The organism is Thalassospira sp. ABL2_045 (assembly GCF_056161285.1).
In genome coordinates, this window is record NZ_JBSWYV010000006.1 from 1 (window position 1) to 16493 (window position 16493).

The following is a 16493-nucleotide window of genomic DNA, read 5'->3' on the forward strand; positions in this document are numbered from 1 at the left end:
CAACCGCTCTGTGCACCGTGAACGGGTGGTGGCCACCACCCGTTCAAACAAAAGAGGCAGAAGGATCATAACAAATCCTTCTGCCTCTCAATGTATAAGGCCCGTGGTCAAAACCACGGGCCTTTTGTTTATGAACCTCGCGCGGCGCGATCAGGCGTAAATATCGATCACCTGTCCACGGCCCTCTGTCGGGGTCGGCGCGGCCTGCTGCGACGTTTCGGCTTCTGCTGTTTGCTCTACCCGCTGTGTCGGCGGTGAATTCAGGTCGTTATTCCCCGTTTCAGCAATCGGCGCGGTTGCCTGCTGAATTTGGACCGGGTTGGGTGCGTATGCGGCACCCCCTACTGCACCTGGCTGCATCTTTGTCTCCATCTATCCTTGCGGATAAGCATTGATCTCGAAAATATAGCAATAATTTCGAAAAAAAGCAAAACCGGCGGGTTTTGCAACCACGCCGGTTCTTTTGGGCATCAATGATTTAGCCGGAGTTTTCCCGGTTCGGATCAGGCGGGGACCTGACCCATTTCCTTGCGCAGCTGGCTGCGCAGGTTATCGATCGAAACCAGTCGGCCATCGCACTTGTAATGCCAATAAGTCCAACCATTACAAGCCTGTGCGCCCTGAACATGCGCGCCGACCTGATGGATTGAGCCTGCATTATCCTTGTGACTGATCGAGCCATCTGCACGCACCATCGCGGCCACATTGCCCCGGTTGTCATAGATCTTGTCACCCGGTGCAAGCAGGCCACGTTCGATGACCGCACCAAACGGAATACGCGGCAGGGAACGCTTCGACTCGGTCAGCTCAAGGCTGTCACCATCAAGCATCTGGACCTTGGCAATACGATCACGCGCAGCTTCAGCGTAGCTTTCTTCGCGTTCCAGACCGATGAAGTGACGGCCCAGACGACGGGCAGCCGCACCGGTCGTGCCCGTGCCAAAGAACGGGTCAAGCACCACGTCACCCTGACGGGTGGTTGCCATCAGAACACGCTGAAGCAGTGCTTCGGGCTTCTGGGTCGGATGGACCTTCTTGCCCTTGTCATCCTTGAGACGTTCAGAACCAGAGCAAATCGGCATCAACCAGTCTGAGCGCATCTGCAAGCCTTCATTGAGCTGCTTCATCGCTTCGTAGTTAAAGGTGATGGCTTTCTGTTCTTCGCTTTTCGAGCACCACAGAAGGGTCTCGTGCGCGTTGCAGAAACGCTTGCCGCGGAAGTTCGGCATCGGGTTGGTTTTACGCCAGACGATATCATTGAGGATCCAGAACCCGATATCCTGCAGCGTATTCCCGACACGATAAATGTTGTGATACGAACCGATCACCCAGATCGCACCGGTATCCTTAAGCACACGGCGGGCCGCAGTCAGCCAGTCACGGGTGAACTCGTCATAGTGACGGAAGCTGTCAAACTGATCCCAATGGTCGTCAACGGCGTCGACCTTGGAATTGTTCGGACGTAGCAGATCACCGCCAAGCTGAAGGTTATAGGGCGGATCGGCAAAAATCAGATCGACGGATTTTTCCGGCAGGCTGTTCATCAGTTCGATGCAATCGCCAACCATCACCTGATCAAGTGGTAAAGATGTCTTTTTTGTCATGATGCCTTCTAGGTTCCCCCTTGAAATCTTGATGAAAGCATCAACCGAAATAGTTAATGAAAGAGTTAACCGACTCCGAAATTTTTCAAGGATTCGCATTGTGTTAGAAAGTGCGTCACCTGTTTAGACAATCTTAACTGCTATGGTCGAAAAACCGGAAGATTTTGGCCCGTCACACCCAAAACCGGACAGCCGGGTGATACAGCCCGGACTCGGCAAATCAAAGGCGGGCTCAACCGCGCCAATCGGGAACAGAAAACGCCTGCCCCACCTCATGGCTGAGCAAAAACCGGCCAATTGCGCGCGAAAATTTAGTCCAAACCCTGTTCATTCCCAGCGACTTACACCAAAGAGCGGAAAACTGACCATTTGGACAGAAGGTGCTTTGCCTCTTTTGTGATCGCGTATACAATCTGCTCACAATCTATGCAAAAGGTTGAGTTTCGCATAACGGCAATAATCCGCAGGGGGACAAAAATGAAGTCTGGTACTTTCCGCCTAACGCGTCGTGCCATGCTGTCGGCCATCGTCGGCGCAGCCGCCGTCGTTTCGTTTGGCTTTGGTGCACCGGCCCAGGCCGCCGATCCGCTCAAGGTTTCGGCGATCTACACCGTTCCGGTCGAACAGCAGTGGGTCTCGCGTATTCACAAGGCGCTTAACGCGGCCGAAGCACGCGGCGATATTTCTTATGAGTTTTCCGAAAACGTCGCCAACACCGACTATGAGCGCGTCATGCGCGAATATGCCGAAAACGGTTCTGACCTGATCGTTGGTGAAGTCTTTGGTGTTGAACGCGCCGCCCGCAAGGTTGCGGCCGACTACCCGGAAACCGCGTTTCTGATGGGGTCGAGCTTCGCACCGGACGGGGAAAACTTCTCGGTCTTTGATAACTTCATCCATGAGCCGAGCTACCTTGTCGGCATGGCAGCTGGCAAGGCCACCGAAACCAACAAGATCGGCATGGTCGGCGGCTTTGCCATCCCGGAAGTGAACCGTCTGATGCATGCCTTCATGGCAGGTGCAAAATCGGTCAATCCGGATGTCGAGTTCATGGTGACCTTCATCAACAGCTGGTACGATCCGCCCAAGGCCAAAGAAGCAGCCTTTGCCATGATCGATAATGGCGCGGACATCATGTATGCCGAACGCTTTGGCGTTTCCGATGCCGCCAAGGAACGCGGTATTCTGGCCGTTGGTAACGTGATCGACACGGCGGCGGATTACCCTGGCACCATTCTGGGCTCCGCGCTTTGGAACATGGAAGCCACCATTGACCACGCGATTGAGGCGGTCAAAGCTGGTGAATTCGAGGCCGAAGATTACGGCAAATTCAGCTACATGGAATTTGGCGGCGGTTCTGTCGTTCTCGATCCGGCCCTGCTGCCGGACGGTACGGTCGAAGAAGTCGAAGCCAAACAGGCTGAAATCCTTGATGGGTCCTTCACTGTCGAAGTAAACGACGAAGAACCGAAATCAACGATGTAAGATTTCTCTGAAAGCACTAGGGTCAAAACTCATTCAAATCACCACCTTGGCAGCTGATATGAGAGAAAAACGCTAGGAAAAACCCGCAGACCGGGGTGATCCCCGGTCAAGGGATTTGACGCAGTGGCTTTCTCTCATAGCAGTTGTCCTCCGGATCTCCCGGATTTGCACGGGCTATTTTGTCACAAAACCTTGCAAGATTAAGATCTTGCTGCGATTTTGCTCCGCATATCCGCACAAATCCGAGAGACCAAGTCGGTGATTTGAACGAGTTTTGACCCTAGGCAGTTCGGTTACATAATCGAACTGCCCTTTGTCGTTTACGACATGATAGGGTCTAACCCCGATCCCACCACGAATACGCCCACCGCCCCACAGCGTGACGCATAAAAACAAAACGGATTACCCGAATGTCATCTGCTGCGCACACATCACCTGAAACGTCGCAAGACCTGCTGCTGTCGCTGGCAGGTGTCACCAAAAGATTTGGCGCACTCGTTGCCAATGACGCCATCGACCTGACCGTTCACAAGGGCGAAATCGTCGCCCTTCTTGGTGAAAACGGTGCGGGTAAAACCACCCTGATGAATATCCTGTTCGGTCACTATGTCGCAGATGAAGGCACCGTTGCGGTCGCCAGTCGCGCAGGTGAGCTTGAACAGCTTGAACCGGGCGCCCCGCAGGCTGCCCTTGATGCCGGGATCGGCATGGTTCACCAGCATTTCACCCTGGCTGAAAACCTGACCGGGCTTGATAACATTGTCCTTGGGACCGAACCGATTTTCAGGCTGCGGCGTGATCGCAACAGTGCGTGCGCCAAGCTTGGCGAGCTGATGGCCGGATCGGGCTTGAATGTCGATCTGGACCAGCCGGTGCACAAACTGACCGTTGGCGAAAAGCAGCGCGTGGAAATTCTCAAGGCGCTGTATCGCGATGCGCGCTTGCTGGTTCTTGATGAACCAACGGCGGTTTTGACCCCGCAAGAAGCCGACAGCCTGTTTGCCATCCTGCGCAAGCTTGCCACAAACGGCCTTGCCGTGATCATCATCGCCCACAAACTGGCCGAGGTTCTGGCTGTTTCACACCGGATTGCCGTGCTGCGCGGCGGGGCCAAGGTTGGCGAGATGAAAACAAGCGACGCCGATCATAAATCCATTGCCGAACTGATGGTCGGCCGCGAAGTCCCGGCCAGCCGCCGAACCGCGCGGGAGGCTGGAAAGCCGGTGATCACCCTTCATGATGTTACCATTGATCGCGGGGATTCTCGCCGGTCCCTGCATGGGGTAAATGTCACCGCCCGCGAAGGTGAAATCCTGGGTATTGCCGGGGTATCGGGCAACGGTCAGGCAGCACTGGCACAGCTCATTGCCGGGCTTGATAAACCCGATAGCGGCACGGTCAAGATATTCGGTGAAACCGTCACCAAATTTGATGCCCACAAGTTTGCCCAGAACGGCATCGCCCGCATCCCCGAAGACCGCCATCATGACGGTATGGTTGGATCAATGACAGTGGCCGAAAACATTGCGATCGAGGATGTCCGAAGCGCGGACTACCAGAAACTCGGTTTCCTTGATTTCGACGCCATCCACAAACGGGCCGAACACGCGATTAGCGATTATGACGTGCGTTGCCCCGGCCCGGATGCACCGGCCCGCCTTTTATCCGGTGGCAATATCCAGAAACTGATTCTGGCACGTGTTCTGGAAAAATCACCCAGGCTGATCCTTGCCAACCAGCCGTCACGCGGCCTTGATGTTGGGGCGCAATCGGAAGTCCATCGTCGCTTGCTTGAAGCCCGTCAGGGCGGGGCTGCGGTCATTCTGATCTCCGAAGACCTTGATGAACTTCTGACAATTTCCGATCAGATCGCGGTGATCCATGCCGGGCACATTACACCCGCCATGCCCACCGACAGCATTAATCGATCCGAACTGGGCCTGATGATGGCCGGACAAAAAGCGGCACCGCATGCCCCGAATGCGAAAAAGACCACCAATTCGGGAGAAACGGCATGATCCGCTTTGAACCCCGCAATAATCCCGGCCCGTTTCTGGTGTATGGCGTGCCGGTTCTGGCCGCAACGATTGCCATTCTTCTGGCCGCCATTCCGCTTGCCCTTGCCGGTGCGCCGATTATTGAGGCCTATGGCCTTATGATCAGTGGTGCCTTTGGCTCGGTCTTTTCGATCTCGGAAATGCTGACCCGCGCAACGCCGCTGATCCTGACCGGGCTTGCCGCTGCCATCGCATTCCGGGCCAAGCTTTGGAACATCGGTGCCGAAGGCCAGCTTTACATGGGGGCCATGGCCGCCGTTGCCATTGGTTCTGGCGTGATTGACGGACCAAGCTGGGTGATGATCCCGGTTGTGATCCTTGCCGGTATGGCGGCCGGGGCGCTTATGCTGATTGGCCCGACACTTTTGAAAACCCGCCTTGGCGTGGATGAGGTCGTCACCACCCTTCTTCTGAACTTCATTGTCTTGCTGTTTGTGCAGATGATGCTGGAAGGGGCGCTTAAAGACCCGATGTCGATGGGCTGGCCGCAATCCGAACCGGTTATTGATAGTGCCGCTTTCCCGGCACTTCTGGAACGCATGCGGGTTCATATCGGCTTGATCATCGCACTGATCTCAGCCGTTGCCTTGGCGGTTTTCGTCAAACGCACGATCTGGGGCTTTGAAATTCGGGCGGTTGGGGAAAATGCCGCTGCTGCCAAATTCTCCGGCATTTCGGTAACCAAGACCATGATCTTGGTTGCGGCCCTTTCGGGCGGTCTGGCGGGGCTTGCCGGTGTATCGGAAGTGGCCGGCACACGGGGTTATCTCGCAACCGATCTGTCACCGGGCTATGGCTATGCCGGGATCGTGGTGGCGATGCTTGCCCGTCTGTCGCCGATCGGGGTGATTGCATCGGCCTTGTTTGTCGCGTCGGTCTTTGTCGGTGCAGATTCCATGAGCCGCGCGATTGGCGTTTCAAGCTATCTGGCGGATCTGATTGTTGCCATGGCGTTGCTGTGCGTTCTGATCGGCGGGTTCCTAACCCGGTTTAAAGTTCACTTTGATCGCAAATCGGCACACGGCTAGGGGCGAGGGAAAAGACCATGGAAATCATTGATATTCTTCTTGCCGCCAGCTTCTGGGAAGCCGCCATTCGCATCGCGACGCCGTTGATCTTTGGCGTTCTGGGTGCATTGATCTGCGAACGCGCCGGGGTGCTTAACCTCGGGATCGAGGGCATCTTTACCGCTGGTGCCATGGCGGGCTGGATGGCTGTATGGCTTGGTGCGGGGCTTTGGGGCGGCGTATTGGTGGCCGCCCTCGCCGGGGGATTCTTTGGCCTGATCCATGCGATCCTGACCGTACCGTTGGGGCTGAGCCAGCATGTGTCGGGGATCGGTGTGACCCTGCTTGCAACCAGCCTGTCCTATTTCACCTATCGCACAGCCTTGCCCGATGTGTCTTCCCCACCGCGGATCGAGCCATTTCGACCGCTTGATATTCCGTTCCTGTCGGACCTGCCTTTCATCGGACAGGCGCTGTTTTCGCAAACGGCGATGACGATGCTGGCCCTTGTTCTGGTGTTTGTCACCGGCTGGGTTTTGTATCGCACCCCGCTGGGCCTTGCGATCCGGGCGGTTGGTGACAACCCGTCCTCGGTCGAGGCACAGGGTCTTTCGGTTTATGGCCTTCGCATCGGGGCGGTGGTGGTTGGCTCATCGCTGATGGCACTGGGCGGGGCGTTTTTGACCATGTCGGCCTTTGATGCGTTCTTCTTTGGCATGATCAACGGCCGTGGCTGGGTCTGTATTGCGCTGACCGTGTTTGCCAGTTGGCGACCGGGCAAGGCCTTGATCGGGGCATTGCTGTTTGGGGCCTTTGATGCGTTTCAGGTGCGTTTGCAGACCGAGGTCGGGGCATTCCTGCCATCGCAGGTTTTCCTGATGATGCCCTATATCCTGTCGATCATTGCGCTTATTGTTGTCGCCCGCAAAGCCGATTACCCCAAGGCGCTTCTTGTGCCATGGTTCAAGGGACAGCGATAAGCTGCGCATACCATTTGTGACTGCCACCACCAGACCAAGGATGACATCATGCAACCCGATCTGATCCTGAAGAATGCCAATATCGCCAACGGCCAGACCGGGGTCGATATTGCCTGTCAGAATGGCAAGATTGTCGAGATCGCCAGTCACATTGATGTTCCGGCAGTCGAGGTGCTTGATTGCGGCGGCATGCTGGTCAGCCCGCCCTTTGTCGACAGCCACTTCCACATGGATGCGACGCTGTCACTGGGGCTCCCGCGCATGAATGAGTCGGGCACGTTGCTTGAAGGCATTGCGCTTTGGGGGGAGCTTAAACCACTTTTGACCCCCGATGCAGTGATTGAACGCGCGCTGAAATATTGCGATCTGGCGGTATCAAAAGGCCTGCTTGCCATCCGCAGCCATGTTGATGTCTGCGATGATCGTTTGCTGGCGGTGGATGCCCTTTTGGACGTCAAGAAACAGGTCGCGCCCTATATCGACCTGCAACTGGTCGCATTCCCACAGGATGGCTATCTGCGAAGCCCGACGGCCAAGAACAATGTCATTCGCGCCCTTGATAAGGGGGTCGATGTTGTCGGCGGCATTCCGCATTTCGAACGTACCATGGCAGACGGCGCGCAAAGCATTACGGAACTTTGCCAGATGGCGGCAGACCGTGGGCTTATGGTCGATATGCATTGCGATGAGTCGGATGATCCGCTGTCACGTCATATCGAAATGCTGACCTATGAAACCCAACGTCTTGGGCTTAATGGTCGGGTGGCGGGATCACACCTGACATCGATGCATTCGATGGATAACTACTATGTCTCCAAGCTGATCGCGCTCATGGCCGAGGCAGAGGTTTCTGCCATCGCCAACCCGCTGATCAACATCACCCTGCAGGGTCGCCACGATAGCTATCCCAAACGCCGCGGCATGACCCGTGTACCGGAACTGCGCGATGCCGGGCTCACCGTCGCGTTTGGCCATGATTGCGTCATGGACCCCTGGTATTCGATGGGATCGGGTGACATGCTGGAAGTTGCTTCCATGGGGATGCACGTTGCCCAGATGACCTCGCGCGATGATATCCGCGCCTGCTTTGACGCGGTGACAACCCAACCGGCCAAAATCCTTGGCCTTGAGGGTTACGGGATCGAGGTCGGCAACAAGGCGGACTTCGTCATCCTTCAGGCCCGCGACACCATCGAGGCCATCCGCATGCGCGCCAACCGCCTGTTCGTCATCAAGAACGGCAAAATCATCGCCGAAACCCCGATGGCCCAAACCCGCCTGCACCTTGCCGACCGCCCCGAACACGTGCGTGAACATGAATACGCACCAGGCCAATAACAGGCCGAATAATTATTGGTGATCCAACCGGGCTACGACACCGGATAAGGAACACCGCGCAAACAGATCAGGACACACCATGTTCTACGAACCGGGAAAAACCGCGCACAACCTGCCGCATGATCCGTTCAAGGCCTGTGTGGCGCCGCGTCCGATTGGCTGGGTATCGACGGTTGATGTCGATGACCGTCCCAACCTTGCGCCCTATTCGTTTTTCAATGCGGTGCATGGCAATCCGCCGATGGTGATGTTTTCATCGGGCGGCTCGGTCGACAGTTTGCGCAATGCCCGTGATACCGGCGAATTCGTCGTCGGCGTTGCCCCGAAGGCACTGCTGAAGGAACTTAACTTTTCCTCCGCCCCGTTGCCGCCGGGCGAAGATGAGTTCGCATATGCCGGATTGGAAAAGCTACCCGCCCAGTGCGTCAAACCGCACCTGATCAAGGGTGTGCCAGTGCATATGGAATGCAAGGTCTTTCAGATCGTCGATCTGCCAAGTGCCAATCCCGACCGACCTTGTGCCATGGTGATTGGTACGGTAGTCGGCCTGCATATTGATGATGCCATCATTCGCGACGGGATGGTGGATGTCACCCTGTTTGAGCCGCTCGCACGCCTTGGCTATCAGGAATATGCCAGCGTATCGGAGACCTTTACGGTGCGCCGTGAGGATTTCTGGAAATAGTCCGGTAACCGATGCCTCCGTGCCAAGCGTCTGATTTGTTTCATCAAAGCGACGCGCAAGCGCAAACAAACTGTCACACAGACCCCTTAATGTGAACAGGAACACAGTTCGCCCGAACATTGCGGGCTTGAGCTGCTTGTTTTTGTGAAATTTTCCAGGGGATTCCCAGTGATGAAACGGACGTTTTCGGCCGGTCTTTTCGGCGTTACGGCCATGCTGATGGCGGGCTCTGCCATGGCGGGCGAGGCCAAGGTTTTTGAAACCAAAAGTGCGATCAACAACCTGTCGACCGTTATGGTCGATGGCGGCAAGGCACGCGATCTGACCGTTGGTCTGGGCTCTGGCGCTTATCGCCGTCCGGGCGACCCGGGCAACATGTTCTATGCTGTGTCCGACCGGGGTCCGAACTTTACCTGTGCAAATGTCGAAGCAGTTCTGGGCGTGTCCGCCGATCAGGTCTGCAAGGGCCAGAAAGTCCGGGTCTATCCGACCCCGGATTATTCGCCGTCGATCTACACCATCTTCCTCAATGATGATGGCAGCTTTGACATCAAGGATGTCATCACGCTGAAAGATCAGAATGGTGTGCCGCTGACCGGGCTGACCAACAAGCTCACCATCGCCAAAACCGAAAATCCGGTTGATGCCAATGGCAATATGCTGGAACAGTCGGTGTCCTCGATCGATGCCGAAGGCATCATTCGCCTTTCTGACGGCTCATACTGGATTGGCGAAGAAAACGGTCCGTCGATCCTGCATGTCGCAGCTGACGGTACCGTGAATGAGCGTATCGTTCCGGCTGGCTCGGAAAAGGATTTCGAAGGCGCGGCCTATAAGGTGACCGGCGGTCTTCCAGCCATTCTGGTCAAACGTCAGACCAACCGCGGCATTGAATCGATGGCGCTATCGCCAGACGAGAGCAAGCTGTACTTCATGGTTCAGAACCCGCTGGCCAACCCGGACAAGGCCGCCTACACCAAGGCAAAGAACACCCGCCTGTTTGTGTATGACCGCGCCTCTTCCAAGCTTACCGGTGAATATATCTATCAGCTTGATGATCCGCAGACCTTCCGCAACGATCCGTCGGAAAAACAGAATTCTCCGCGTATCTCGGAAGTTCTCGCCCTTGGCAATGACCGTCTGCTGGTGCTTGAACGCACCAACAAGACCACCAAGCTGCATGAAGTCGAGCTTGCGGGTGCGACCAACATCCTTGCCACCCGCTGGGACGACATGTCGACCAGCCCGTCGCTGGAACAGCAAAACAATCTTGGCAGCATTGATCTGGTCGCGGTTTCCAAGACGCTTCGTTTTGACAGTGCCGATTACCCGGAAGCGCCCAACAAGCTTGAAGGCCTGGCCATCATGGGTGATGGCGCGCTTGCCATGATCAACGACAATGACTTTGGCATCAAAGGCGATCCGACCAAGGTTCTTCTGATCGACAGTCTGGTGCAGGCTGACAAATTCTGAGTTGTCGTCTCCCTGATCGGCAATCACCGGCGGGAAAGCTGTCATGCAGCTTTCCCGCTTTTTTATTGGGTCAAAACGGCGTAAAAGCAGGCCCATGATGGAAAACACAAACATATTCGACACCCCGGACGGCATCGATGCTGTAATTGAACCGATGGATGCTACCGGCTATCTCGCCCCTGTCGGGTTTGAGGATCAGCTGGAAGCCGAACTTGGCGACGTGATTGAACGCCATGACCGCCTAATGTTTGCCCCGGGTCCTGAACGGCGTGTTTTCTGGGCACAGAATGTCTGGCACAATCCGGTGCGCATTGCCATCCCGTCGATCAAGGGTGCTGCCAAAATCCTGAAATTCAATCAGCGCAACTGGGCCCTGTTCAAGTTTGACCATTTTTCGCGCGCCAAGCTGATCGAAAGCCACCTGCCGCATGTTTCGGCCAAACGCCAGGTGTTTGGCGAACCGGCACCAACCGCACCACTTGGGTCATGGACGCTGATTGATCCTGACACCATCATTGCCGCAGCTGATTGTTCCAGCCCGTGGAAAAATGGCGATATCGAGTTTGAAGAAGACAAGGTCACGCCGCCAAACCGGGCCTACCTGAAACTGTGGGAAGCCTTCACGCGACTGGGCGCCTATCCGCAGGCCGGACAACGCACCATGGATCTGGGCGGAAGCCCGGGTGGCTGGACCTGGGTTTTGCATGAATTTGGCACCGATGTGATTTCCATCGACAAGGCCCGCCTTGATGCCAAGATCGCCAATCTGCCACGTGTGGATTTCCGTCAGGAAAGTGCCTTTGGCCTCGACCCCAAGGAAATCGGCCATATCGATTGGCTGTGCTCGGATGTGATCTGTTATCCGGATCGGTTGTATCAGCTGGTCAATCAGTGGATGGAGGCCGACATGGCCACCAATTTCATCTGCACCATCAAGCTGCAGGGCGATACGGACTATTCCGCCATCACCCAATTTGCCGATATTCCGGGATCAAAGGTCGTGCATCTTTATAACAACAAGCACGAACTGACCTGGCTTAAGGTCCCCGGTGTTACGGATTAGGGTCAGGACCTATTAATTTGATTGGAATGGCAGAACTTATATTTGTGAAATCCAAGGAAAAGCCCGCTGAGCGGGTCGGCAACCCGCGCGAGGGGTTTGACGCAGGAGTTTGCAAATATAAGCTCTGTCCTTCGGATCGTTCAGATTTGTACGGGCTACTTTGTCGCAAAACCTTGAAAGATAGGTATCTTTCGGCGGTTTCGCTTCGCGTATCCGCACAAATCTGAACGACCATTCGAACCAAATTAATAGGTCCTGACCCTACTGATCGAACTGTTTGATCGCCGGATCAAGCGGATAGTAATCGCCTTTATCAGCGCAGAAAATCTGGCCTGACATGGTGAGCGAACCGGTATCGTCGAGGGTACCGGGCATCACCGCCATGCTTTTTGATCGCACCGGTCGCCAGAAAATTGCCGTCCCGCATAGTTTGCAAAAGCCACGATCCGTCTTTCCCGACATCCGGTACCAGCGCAAACCGGTTTCATCGATCAGGTGCACGTCCTTCCGATCAAACCGAGCATAGGCACTGACATGGCCGTGCAATTTGCGACACAGAGTGCAGTGACACATCACCGGATTGTCGACCTGCCCCTGAATTTCAAAGCGCACCTTGCCGCAATGACAGCTTCCTGTGTGGTGATGCTGACGGGCCGTATCTGACGTCATCGGACTCTCCCTTGGTCAAGACGGACTGCACGACGCAAACCGGTCTGATGGTAACCCGATCGCGGCCTTTTGCGCGATCAACAATGTTGCTGCGGCGGTGTTTCATCATACTTTTTCAGACAATTATGTTTGAGATTGGACAAAAGCAGTCCTATTCTGCGCCTCTGTTCGGAGCCCGATGTTGACGCCATCGCGCCAATTTCCGCCATCTGGCTCCGCCCGAAAGTGATGGGAAAAATGTCCGAAAATTCTTTCCAGTATGATGTGCTGATCATCGGCAGTGGTGCTGCCGGCTTGTCCACGGCGCTTAAGCTTGCCCCGCATGTAAAGGTCGCCGTTCTTTCCAAGGGAAAGGTTGATGACGGCTCGACCAATTGGGCACAGGGCGGGATTGCCGCAGTGCTCGATGCCACTGACAGCATTGAAAACCACGTGCGCGACACCCTGGTCGCCGGTGCCGATCTGTGCAAACGTGAAACCGTCGAATTCGTCGCCACCAATGCGCCAAAGGCGATCGCATGGCTTGATGAACTGGGCATTCAGCTGACCCGTGATCCGAATGGCGATAACAATCAGCCATTCCATTTGACCCGCGAAGGCGGCCACAGCCATCGGCGCATTGTCCATGCCGCTGACGCCACCGGGCGCGCGGTGCAGACAACCCTTCAGGGACAGGCACTTAATCATCCCAACATCAAGATTTTTGAAAATTATCTGGCGATTGATCTGGTCACTGATCGCAAGTTCGGCGGCGAAGGCCGCCGTTGTATCGGGGCCTATGCGCTTGATCTTGATACCGGGCAGGTCAAATCCTTTAACGCACGCACCGTGATCCTGGCGACCGGCGGGGCGAGCAAGGTTTATCGGTTTACCTCCAACCCGGATGGATCGACGGGGGATGGTATTGCCATGGCGTGGCGTGCCGGATGCCGCGTGATGAATATGGAATTCAGCCAGTTTCATCCGACATGCCTGTATCACCCGCAAGCCAAATCCTTCCTGATTTCCGAAGCCGTGCGCGGCGAAGGCGGCAAGTTGTTGCTGCCCGATGGCACGCGTTTCATGGACCGGTTTGATGAACGGGGTGAATTGGCCCCGCGCGATATCGTCGCGCGCGCGATTGACCATGAACTCAAACGTCTGGGCGCGGATTGCGTTTACCTTGATATCACCCACAAGGGCGCCGATTTCATCAAGGAACACTTCCCGACCATTTATGAAAACTGCCTGAGCTACGGCATCGACATGACCAAACAGCCGATCCCGGTTGTCCCAGCCGCCCATTATACCTGCGGCGGGGTTTTGACCGATCTGCGCGGGCGAACTGATCTGACCGGGCTTTATGCGATTGGCGAATGTGCCGGTACCGGTTTGCATGGGGCGAACCGGCTGGCGTCGAACTCGCTTCTCGAATGCCTGGTGTTTGGCGATGCTGCGGCAAAGGACATTGTCGAAGCCCTGCCGGTGCAGGATCATTTCAAACCGATCCCGGACTGGGATGAAACCGGCATCACGGATTCTGACGAGGAAGTCATTGTCGCCCATAACTGGGAACAGCTGCGCAACGTGATGTGGGACTTTGTCGGCATTGTCCGCACCACCAAACGCATGCAGCGCGCCCAGCACCGGGTGGATTTGCTGCTATCGGAGATTGACGAATATTACGGCAACTTCCGTGTCACCAATGACTTGCTCGAACTGCGTAACCTGTCAGTGGTGGCCAAGCTGATCATTCAGTCTGCCCTGTGGCGCCGTGAAAGCCGGGGTCTGCATTACACCATCGACTATCCGGAACTAGATGAAAGCGGAACCCCGCGTCAGACCATTCTGGTGCCGGAAAACTTCGCGGGTCGTTGGGTCATTTCCGGTCAGTGGAAAACATAAATGGTGATTAAAGCTGAACTGATTGGCATTGCGCGCAAGGCCCGCTCGCACGCCCCGATGGAAACGCTTGATCAGGTTGATGTCACAACCGATCTTGGCGTTGACGGGGATTACCGAGGCAAACTGCGCCGGCGTCAGGTGACCATCCTGGCAGAAGAAGACTGGCAGGCGGCATGCGATGAGATCGGCCGTAATGACATTGCTTGGACCGAACGCCGGGCCAATTTGTATGTCCGCGGGATTGCCCTGCCCCGTTCCAAGGGCAGCAAACTTTCGATTGGTGACGTGGTTTTTGAAATCACCGGTGAAACCGATCCCTGCAATCGCATGGATGACGTTGCCATGGGCCTGCAAGACGCCTTGATGCCAGATTGGCGCGGTGGCGTGACCTGCCGGGTGATCGAAGGCAGCACGATTGCGATTGGCGATCCGGTTGGCGCAAAAAACTAGATCAAAGGTCGCCTTGATTGCACGCCGCAACCGACTAGAATTCGGGGCATAAAACACGAAACGGGGGAAATCGGATGCACAAGGCAGTATTGCCCAAGGACGAGCTTGATCGTCAGAAATCGCTTGAAAGCATGGGCATTCTGACCAGCGACGCCAACCCGGAACTTGATCGCATCACCCGCGTTGCACAACGCATTTTCGGTTCCGAAATCGTGGCGATTTCCCTGCTTGATAACGACCGCCAGTTTTTCAAATCCAACATCAACCAGCCGACATCGGAAACCCCGCGCGACGTTTCATTCTGCGGCCATGTCATCCATGACGATCAGGCCTTTGTCGTCGAAGATGCGGTCTCCGATGATCGGTTTCGCGACAATCCACTGGTTACCGGCGCGCCTTTTGTCAGATCCTATGCCGGCGTCCCGTTGACCAATCCGGATGGCTTCAAGATCGGAACCCTGTGTGTTGTCGACACCACCAGTCGGCAGTTCAACGATGAAGACCTTCAGATTCTCGAGGACCTCGGACTATGGGCCGAGACCATCATCGCGCTGCGCTACGGGGCAAGAACCCCGCAACAGGTCTATGATGACCTTGATCCGGCCAAACAAGAAATGCTGACCGATTCCAAAACGCGTTCATGGAATGCGGCGGGCATGACCGAATTCCTGCATCGCGAGCTGATCAATGCGCGGCTCAAACACACGCCGATTGCTATCTACCGCTTCGAGATTGATGACCATGAAAACCTTGTCAAAACATATGGCAAGGAAACCATGGAGCGCGTTGTTCTGGCCATTTCATCTGCGGTGACATCATCGCTTCGCGACCGTGATGTTGTCGGCCGGGTTGACGATTATGGCTTTGCCTGCCTGATGCCGGGCGCGCGTGAGGAACAAACAAGCTTTCTTGGTTTCAAACTATGCGACACGGTGCGTGAACAATGCCGCTTTACCGACGCCGATGGCGATCCGGTGCGCATTACGGTCAGCGTCGGCGCGACCTGGGCAGAACCCGAAGCCAAATTCAATTGCACAGCGCGTGAAATCCTCGATATCGCCTCAAACGCGCTTACGGTCGCGAGAGAACAGGATATCGAAAACGTCGTCTATCACGCGTTACCGATATCAGGCGCGACGACCTAGCGCCCGGGCACACCAAGCCGCGCGCACAGTTCCGCTGGTGATAAATCCACCAGTTCCGCCAGCGCGATATAGGGATCCCCCACCAATCCCAGAAGCCGGGCAAAAGCCGGTTCGGTCTTAACACCGGATTGCTTCAGGTCACGCACACGCTTGGCAAAATCATCGCCCATAACCGACAGAATTCGCGCCTCGACCAGCATATGGATAAAGCCGTATTGGGCTCGCGTTGGGCGATCTGTGGCAAAGATTTCGATGGGAAGACCTTCGCACGCAAAACAGACGACAAGGGCCTCATTCACATGGCGGGTGGCATCGCGCCGATGGCGGGCATAACCATCGAAATGACCAAAACTCTGATCAGAAAACGCCCCGAACGCCGCCAGATCAGACACGTTGCAGAGGATATCGATATCGGATTTTGGGGTATCAATCGCCAGCGGCAAGGTTCCGACAACTTCCGGATCATAAGGCGCCAGATGTTCAAGCACCCGATAACGGCCCAGGATTTCGGCCGCCCGCATGCCTTGAAGTGATGCGACCCGTAACAAAGCCAGCCCGGAAAAGCTTTGTCGATCCAGCCCATCAGGCCAATCCATTACCGTTTGGTTCATCTTGGAAATCATTCCGTTTCTTGACCTGCACGCCAAAGCAGG

At 55.7% G+C, this 16493-nt stretch carries 15 protein-coding genes; 11 read left to right on the top strand and 4 right to left on the bottom strand.

The features are described from left to right. Window positions 1–150 precede the first annotated feature (150 nt). Both ACXAIA_RS10275 and ACXAIA_RS10280 read right to left on the bottom strand, forming a co-directional pair. Window positions 151–360, bottom strand: a complete 210-nt coding sequence (locus ACXAIA_RS10275; protein ID WP_475349248.1) for a hypothetical protein — start codon at window positions 358–360, stop codon at window positions 151–153. Between the two features lie 143 nt (window positions 361–503). Beyond that, complete coding sequence (locus ACXAIA_RS10280; RefSeq protein WP_475344315.1) at window positions 504–1604, bottom strand: DNA methyltransferase; 1101 nt, start codon at window positions 1602–1604, stop codon at window positions 504–506. Between the two features lie 477 nt (window positions 1605–2081). Here ACXAIA_RS10280 and ACXAIA_RS10285 point away from each other — a divergent pair, with 477 nt between their 5' ends. From ACXAIA_RS10285 to ACXAIA_RS10320, 8 genes are all read left to right on the top strand, one after another. Next, entirely contained in the window at window positions 2082–3089 is a 1008-nt protein-coding gene (locus tag ACXAIA_RS10285; RefSeq protein ID WP_475349249.1) for a BMP family protein, read from the top strand. Between the two features lie 410 nt (window positions 3090–3499). Beyond that, on the top strand, window positions 3500–5107 hold the full coding sequence (locus ACXAIA_RS10290) for an ABC transporter ATP-binding protein (RefSeq protein ID WP_475349250.1): 1608 nt from the start codon (window positions 3500–3502) through the stop codon (window positions 5105–5107). Next, window positions 5104–6174, top strand: coding sequence for an ABC transporter permease (locus ACXAIA_RS10295; RefSeq protein ID WP_475349251.1), 1071 nt, complete (start codon window positions 5104–5106; stop codon window positions 6172–6174). The genes ACXAIA_RS10290 and ACXAIA_RS10295 overlap by 4 nt, the downstream gene beginning before the upstream one ends. 17 nt (window positions 6175–6191) lie before the next feature. Beyond that, window positions 6192–7133, top strand: a complete 942-nt coding sequence (locus tag ACXAIA_RS10300) for an ABC transporter permease (protein WP_062955907.1) — start codon at window positions 6192–6194, stop codon at window positions 7131–7133. Window positions 7134–7181: 48 nt separating this feature from the next. After that, window positions 7182–8471 carry an amidohydrolase family protein gene (locus tag ACXAIA_RS10305; RefSeq protein WP_475349252.1) on the top strand — a complete coding sequence of 430 codons (1290 nt, stop codon included), beginning with the start codon at window positions 7182–7184 and terminating at the stop codon, window positions 8469–8471. Between the two features lie 79 nt (window positions 8472–8550). Continuing rightward, window positions 8551–9156, top strand: a complete 606-nt coding sequence (locus tag ACXAIA_RS10310; RefSeq protein ID WP_475349253.1) for a flavin reductase family protein — start codon at window positions 8551–8553, stop codon at window positions 9154–9156. Between the two features lie 171 nt (window positions 9157–9327). Next, complete coding sequence (locus ACXAIA_RS10315) at window positions 9328–10629, top strand: esterase-like activity of phytase family protein (RefSeq protein ID WP_475349254.1); 1302 nt, start codon at window positions 9328–9330, stop codon at window positions 10627–10629. 94 nt (window positions 10630–10723) lie between these two features. After that, a complete protein-coding gene (locus ACXAIA_RS10320; protein ID WP_475349255.1) occupies window positions 10724–11692 on the top strand; it encodes an SAM-dependent methyltransferase in 969 nt (322 codons plus the stop codon). 261 nt (window positions 11693–11953) lie between these two features. On the opposite strand, the gene ACXAIA_RS10325 is transcribed toward ACXAIA_RS10320, so the two are convergent. Next, on the bottom strand, window positions 11954–12361 hold the full coding sequence (locus ACXAIA_RS10325) for a GFA family protein (RefSeq protein ID WP_475349256.1): 408 nt from the start codon (window positions 12359–12361) through the stop codon (window positions 11954–11956). A gap of 237 nt (window positions 12362–12598) precedes the next feature. Between ACXAIA_RS10325 and nadB the strand changes: the two genes are divergently transcribed. The 3 genes from nadB to ACXAIA_RS10340 all read left to right on the top strand — a co-directional run bounded on the left by nadB (window position 12599) and on the right by ACXAIA_RS10340 (window position 15840). Beyond that, window positions 12599–14245, top strand: coding sequence for an L-aspartate oxidase (gene nadB, locus ACXAIA_RS10330; RefSeq protein WP_475344286.1), 1647 nt, complete (start codon window positions 12599–12601; stop codon window positions 14243–14245). Beyond that, on the top strand, window positions 14246–14695 hold the full coding sequence (locus ACXAIA_RS10335) for an MOSC domain-containing protein (protein WP_475349257.1): 450 nt from the start codon (window positions 14246–14248) through the stop codon (window positions 14693–14695). A gap of 74 nt (window positions 14696–14769) precedes the next feature. Continuing rightward, window positions 14770–15840, top strand: coding sequence for a GAF domain-containing protein (locus ACXAIA_RS10340; RefSeq protein ID WP_475349258.1), 1071 nt, complete (start codon window positions 14770–14772; stop codon window positions 15838–15840). Here the strand turns inward: ACXAIA_RS10340 and ACXAIA_RS10345 are convergent. Further along, a complete protein-coding gene (locus tag ACXAIA_RS10345; protein WP_475349259.1) occupies window positions 15837–16451 on the bottom strand; it encodes a DUF4269 domain-containing protein in 615 nt (204 codons plus the stop codon). The genes ACXAIA_RS10340 and ACXAIA_RS10345 overlap by 4 nt on opposite strands. Window positions 16452–16493 lie beyond the last annotated feature (42 nt).

Bases quoted from the DNA above. Each gene is read 5' to 3' on its own strand.
- ACXAIA_RS10335 (WP_475349257.1), top strand. From the start codon at position 14,246: ATGGTGATTAAAGCTGAACTGATTGGCATTGCGCGCAAGGCCCGCTCG.
- ACXAIA_RS10290 (WP_475349250.1), top strand. From the start codon at position 3,500: ATGTCATCTGCTGCGCACACATCACCTGAAACGTCGCAAGACCTGCTG.
- ACXAIA_RS10280 (WP_475344315.1), bottom strand. From the start codon at position 1,604: ATGACAAAAAAGACATCTTTACCACTTGATCAGGTGATGGTTGGCGAT.
- ACXAIA_RS10300 (WP_062955907.1), top strand. From the start codon at position 6,192: ATGGAAATCATTGATATTCTTCTTGCCGCCAGCTTCTGGGAAGCCGCC.
- ACXAIA_RS10325 (WP_475349256.1), bottom strand. From the start codon at position 12,361: ATGACGTCAGATACGGCCCGTCAGCATCACCACACAGGAAGCTGTCAT.
- ACXAIA_RS10275 (WP_475349248.1), bottom strand. From the start codon at position 360: ATGCAGCCAGGTGCAGTAGGGGGTGCCGCATACGCACCCAACCCGGTC.
- ACXAIA_RS10315 (WP_475349254.1), top strand. From the start codon at position 9,328: ATGAAACGGACGTTTTCGGCCGGTCTTTTCGGCGTTACGGCCATGCTG.
- ACXAIA_RS10340 (WP_475349258.1), top strand. From the start codon at position 14,770: ATGCACAAGGCAGTATTGCCCAAGGACGAGCTTGATCGTCAGAAATCG.
- ACXAIA_RS10305 (WP_475349252.1), top strand. From the start codon at position 7,182: ATGCAACCCGATCTGATCCTGAAGAATGCCAATATCGCCAACGGCCAG.
- nadB (WP_475344286.1), top strand. From the start codon at position 12,599: ATGTCCGAAAATTCTTTCCAGTATGATGTGCTGATCATCGGCAGTGGT.
- ACXAIA_RS10345 (WP_475349259.1), bottom strand. From the start codon at position 16,451: ATGAACCAAACGGTAATGGATTGGCCTGATGGGCTGGATCGACAAAGC.
- ACXAIA_RS10320 (WP_475349255.1), top strand. From the start codon at position 10,724: ATGATGGAAAACACAAACATATTCGACACCCCGGACGGCATCGATGCT.
- ACXAIA_RS10285 (WP_475349249.1), top strand. From the start codon at position 2,082: ATGAAGTCTGGTACTTTCCGCCTAACGCGTCGTGCCATGCTGTCGGCC.
- ACXAIA_RS10310 (WP_475349253.1), top strand. From the start codon at position 8,551: ATGTTCTACGAACCGGGAAAAACCGCGCACAACCTGCCGCATGATCCG.
- ACXAIA_RS10295 (WP_475349251.1), top strand. From the start codon at position 5,104: ATGATCCGCTTTGAACCCCGCAATAATCCCGGCCCGTTTCTGGTGTAT.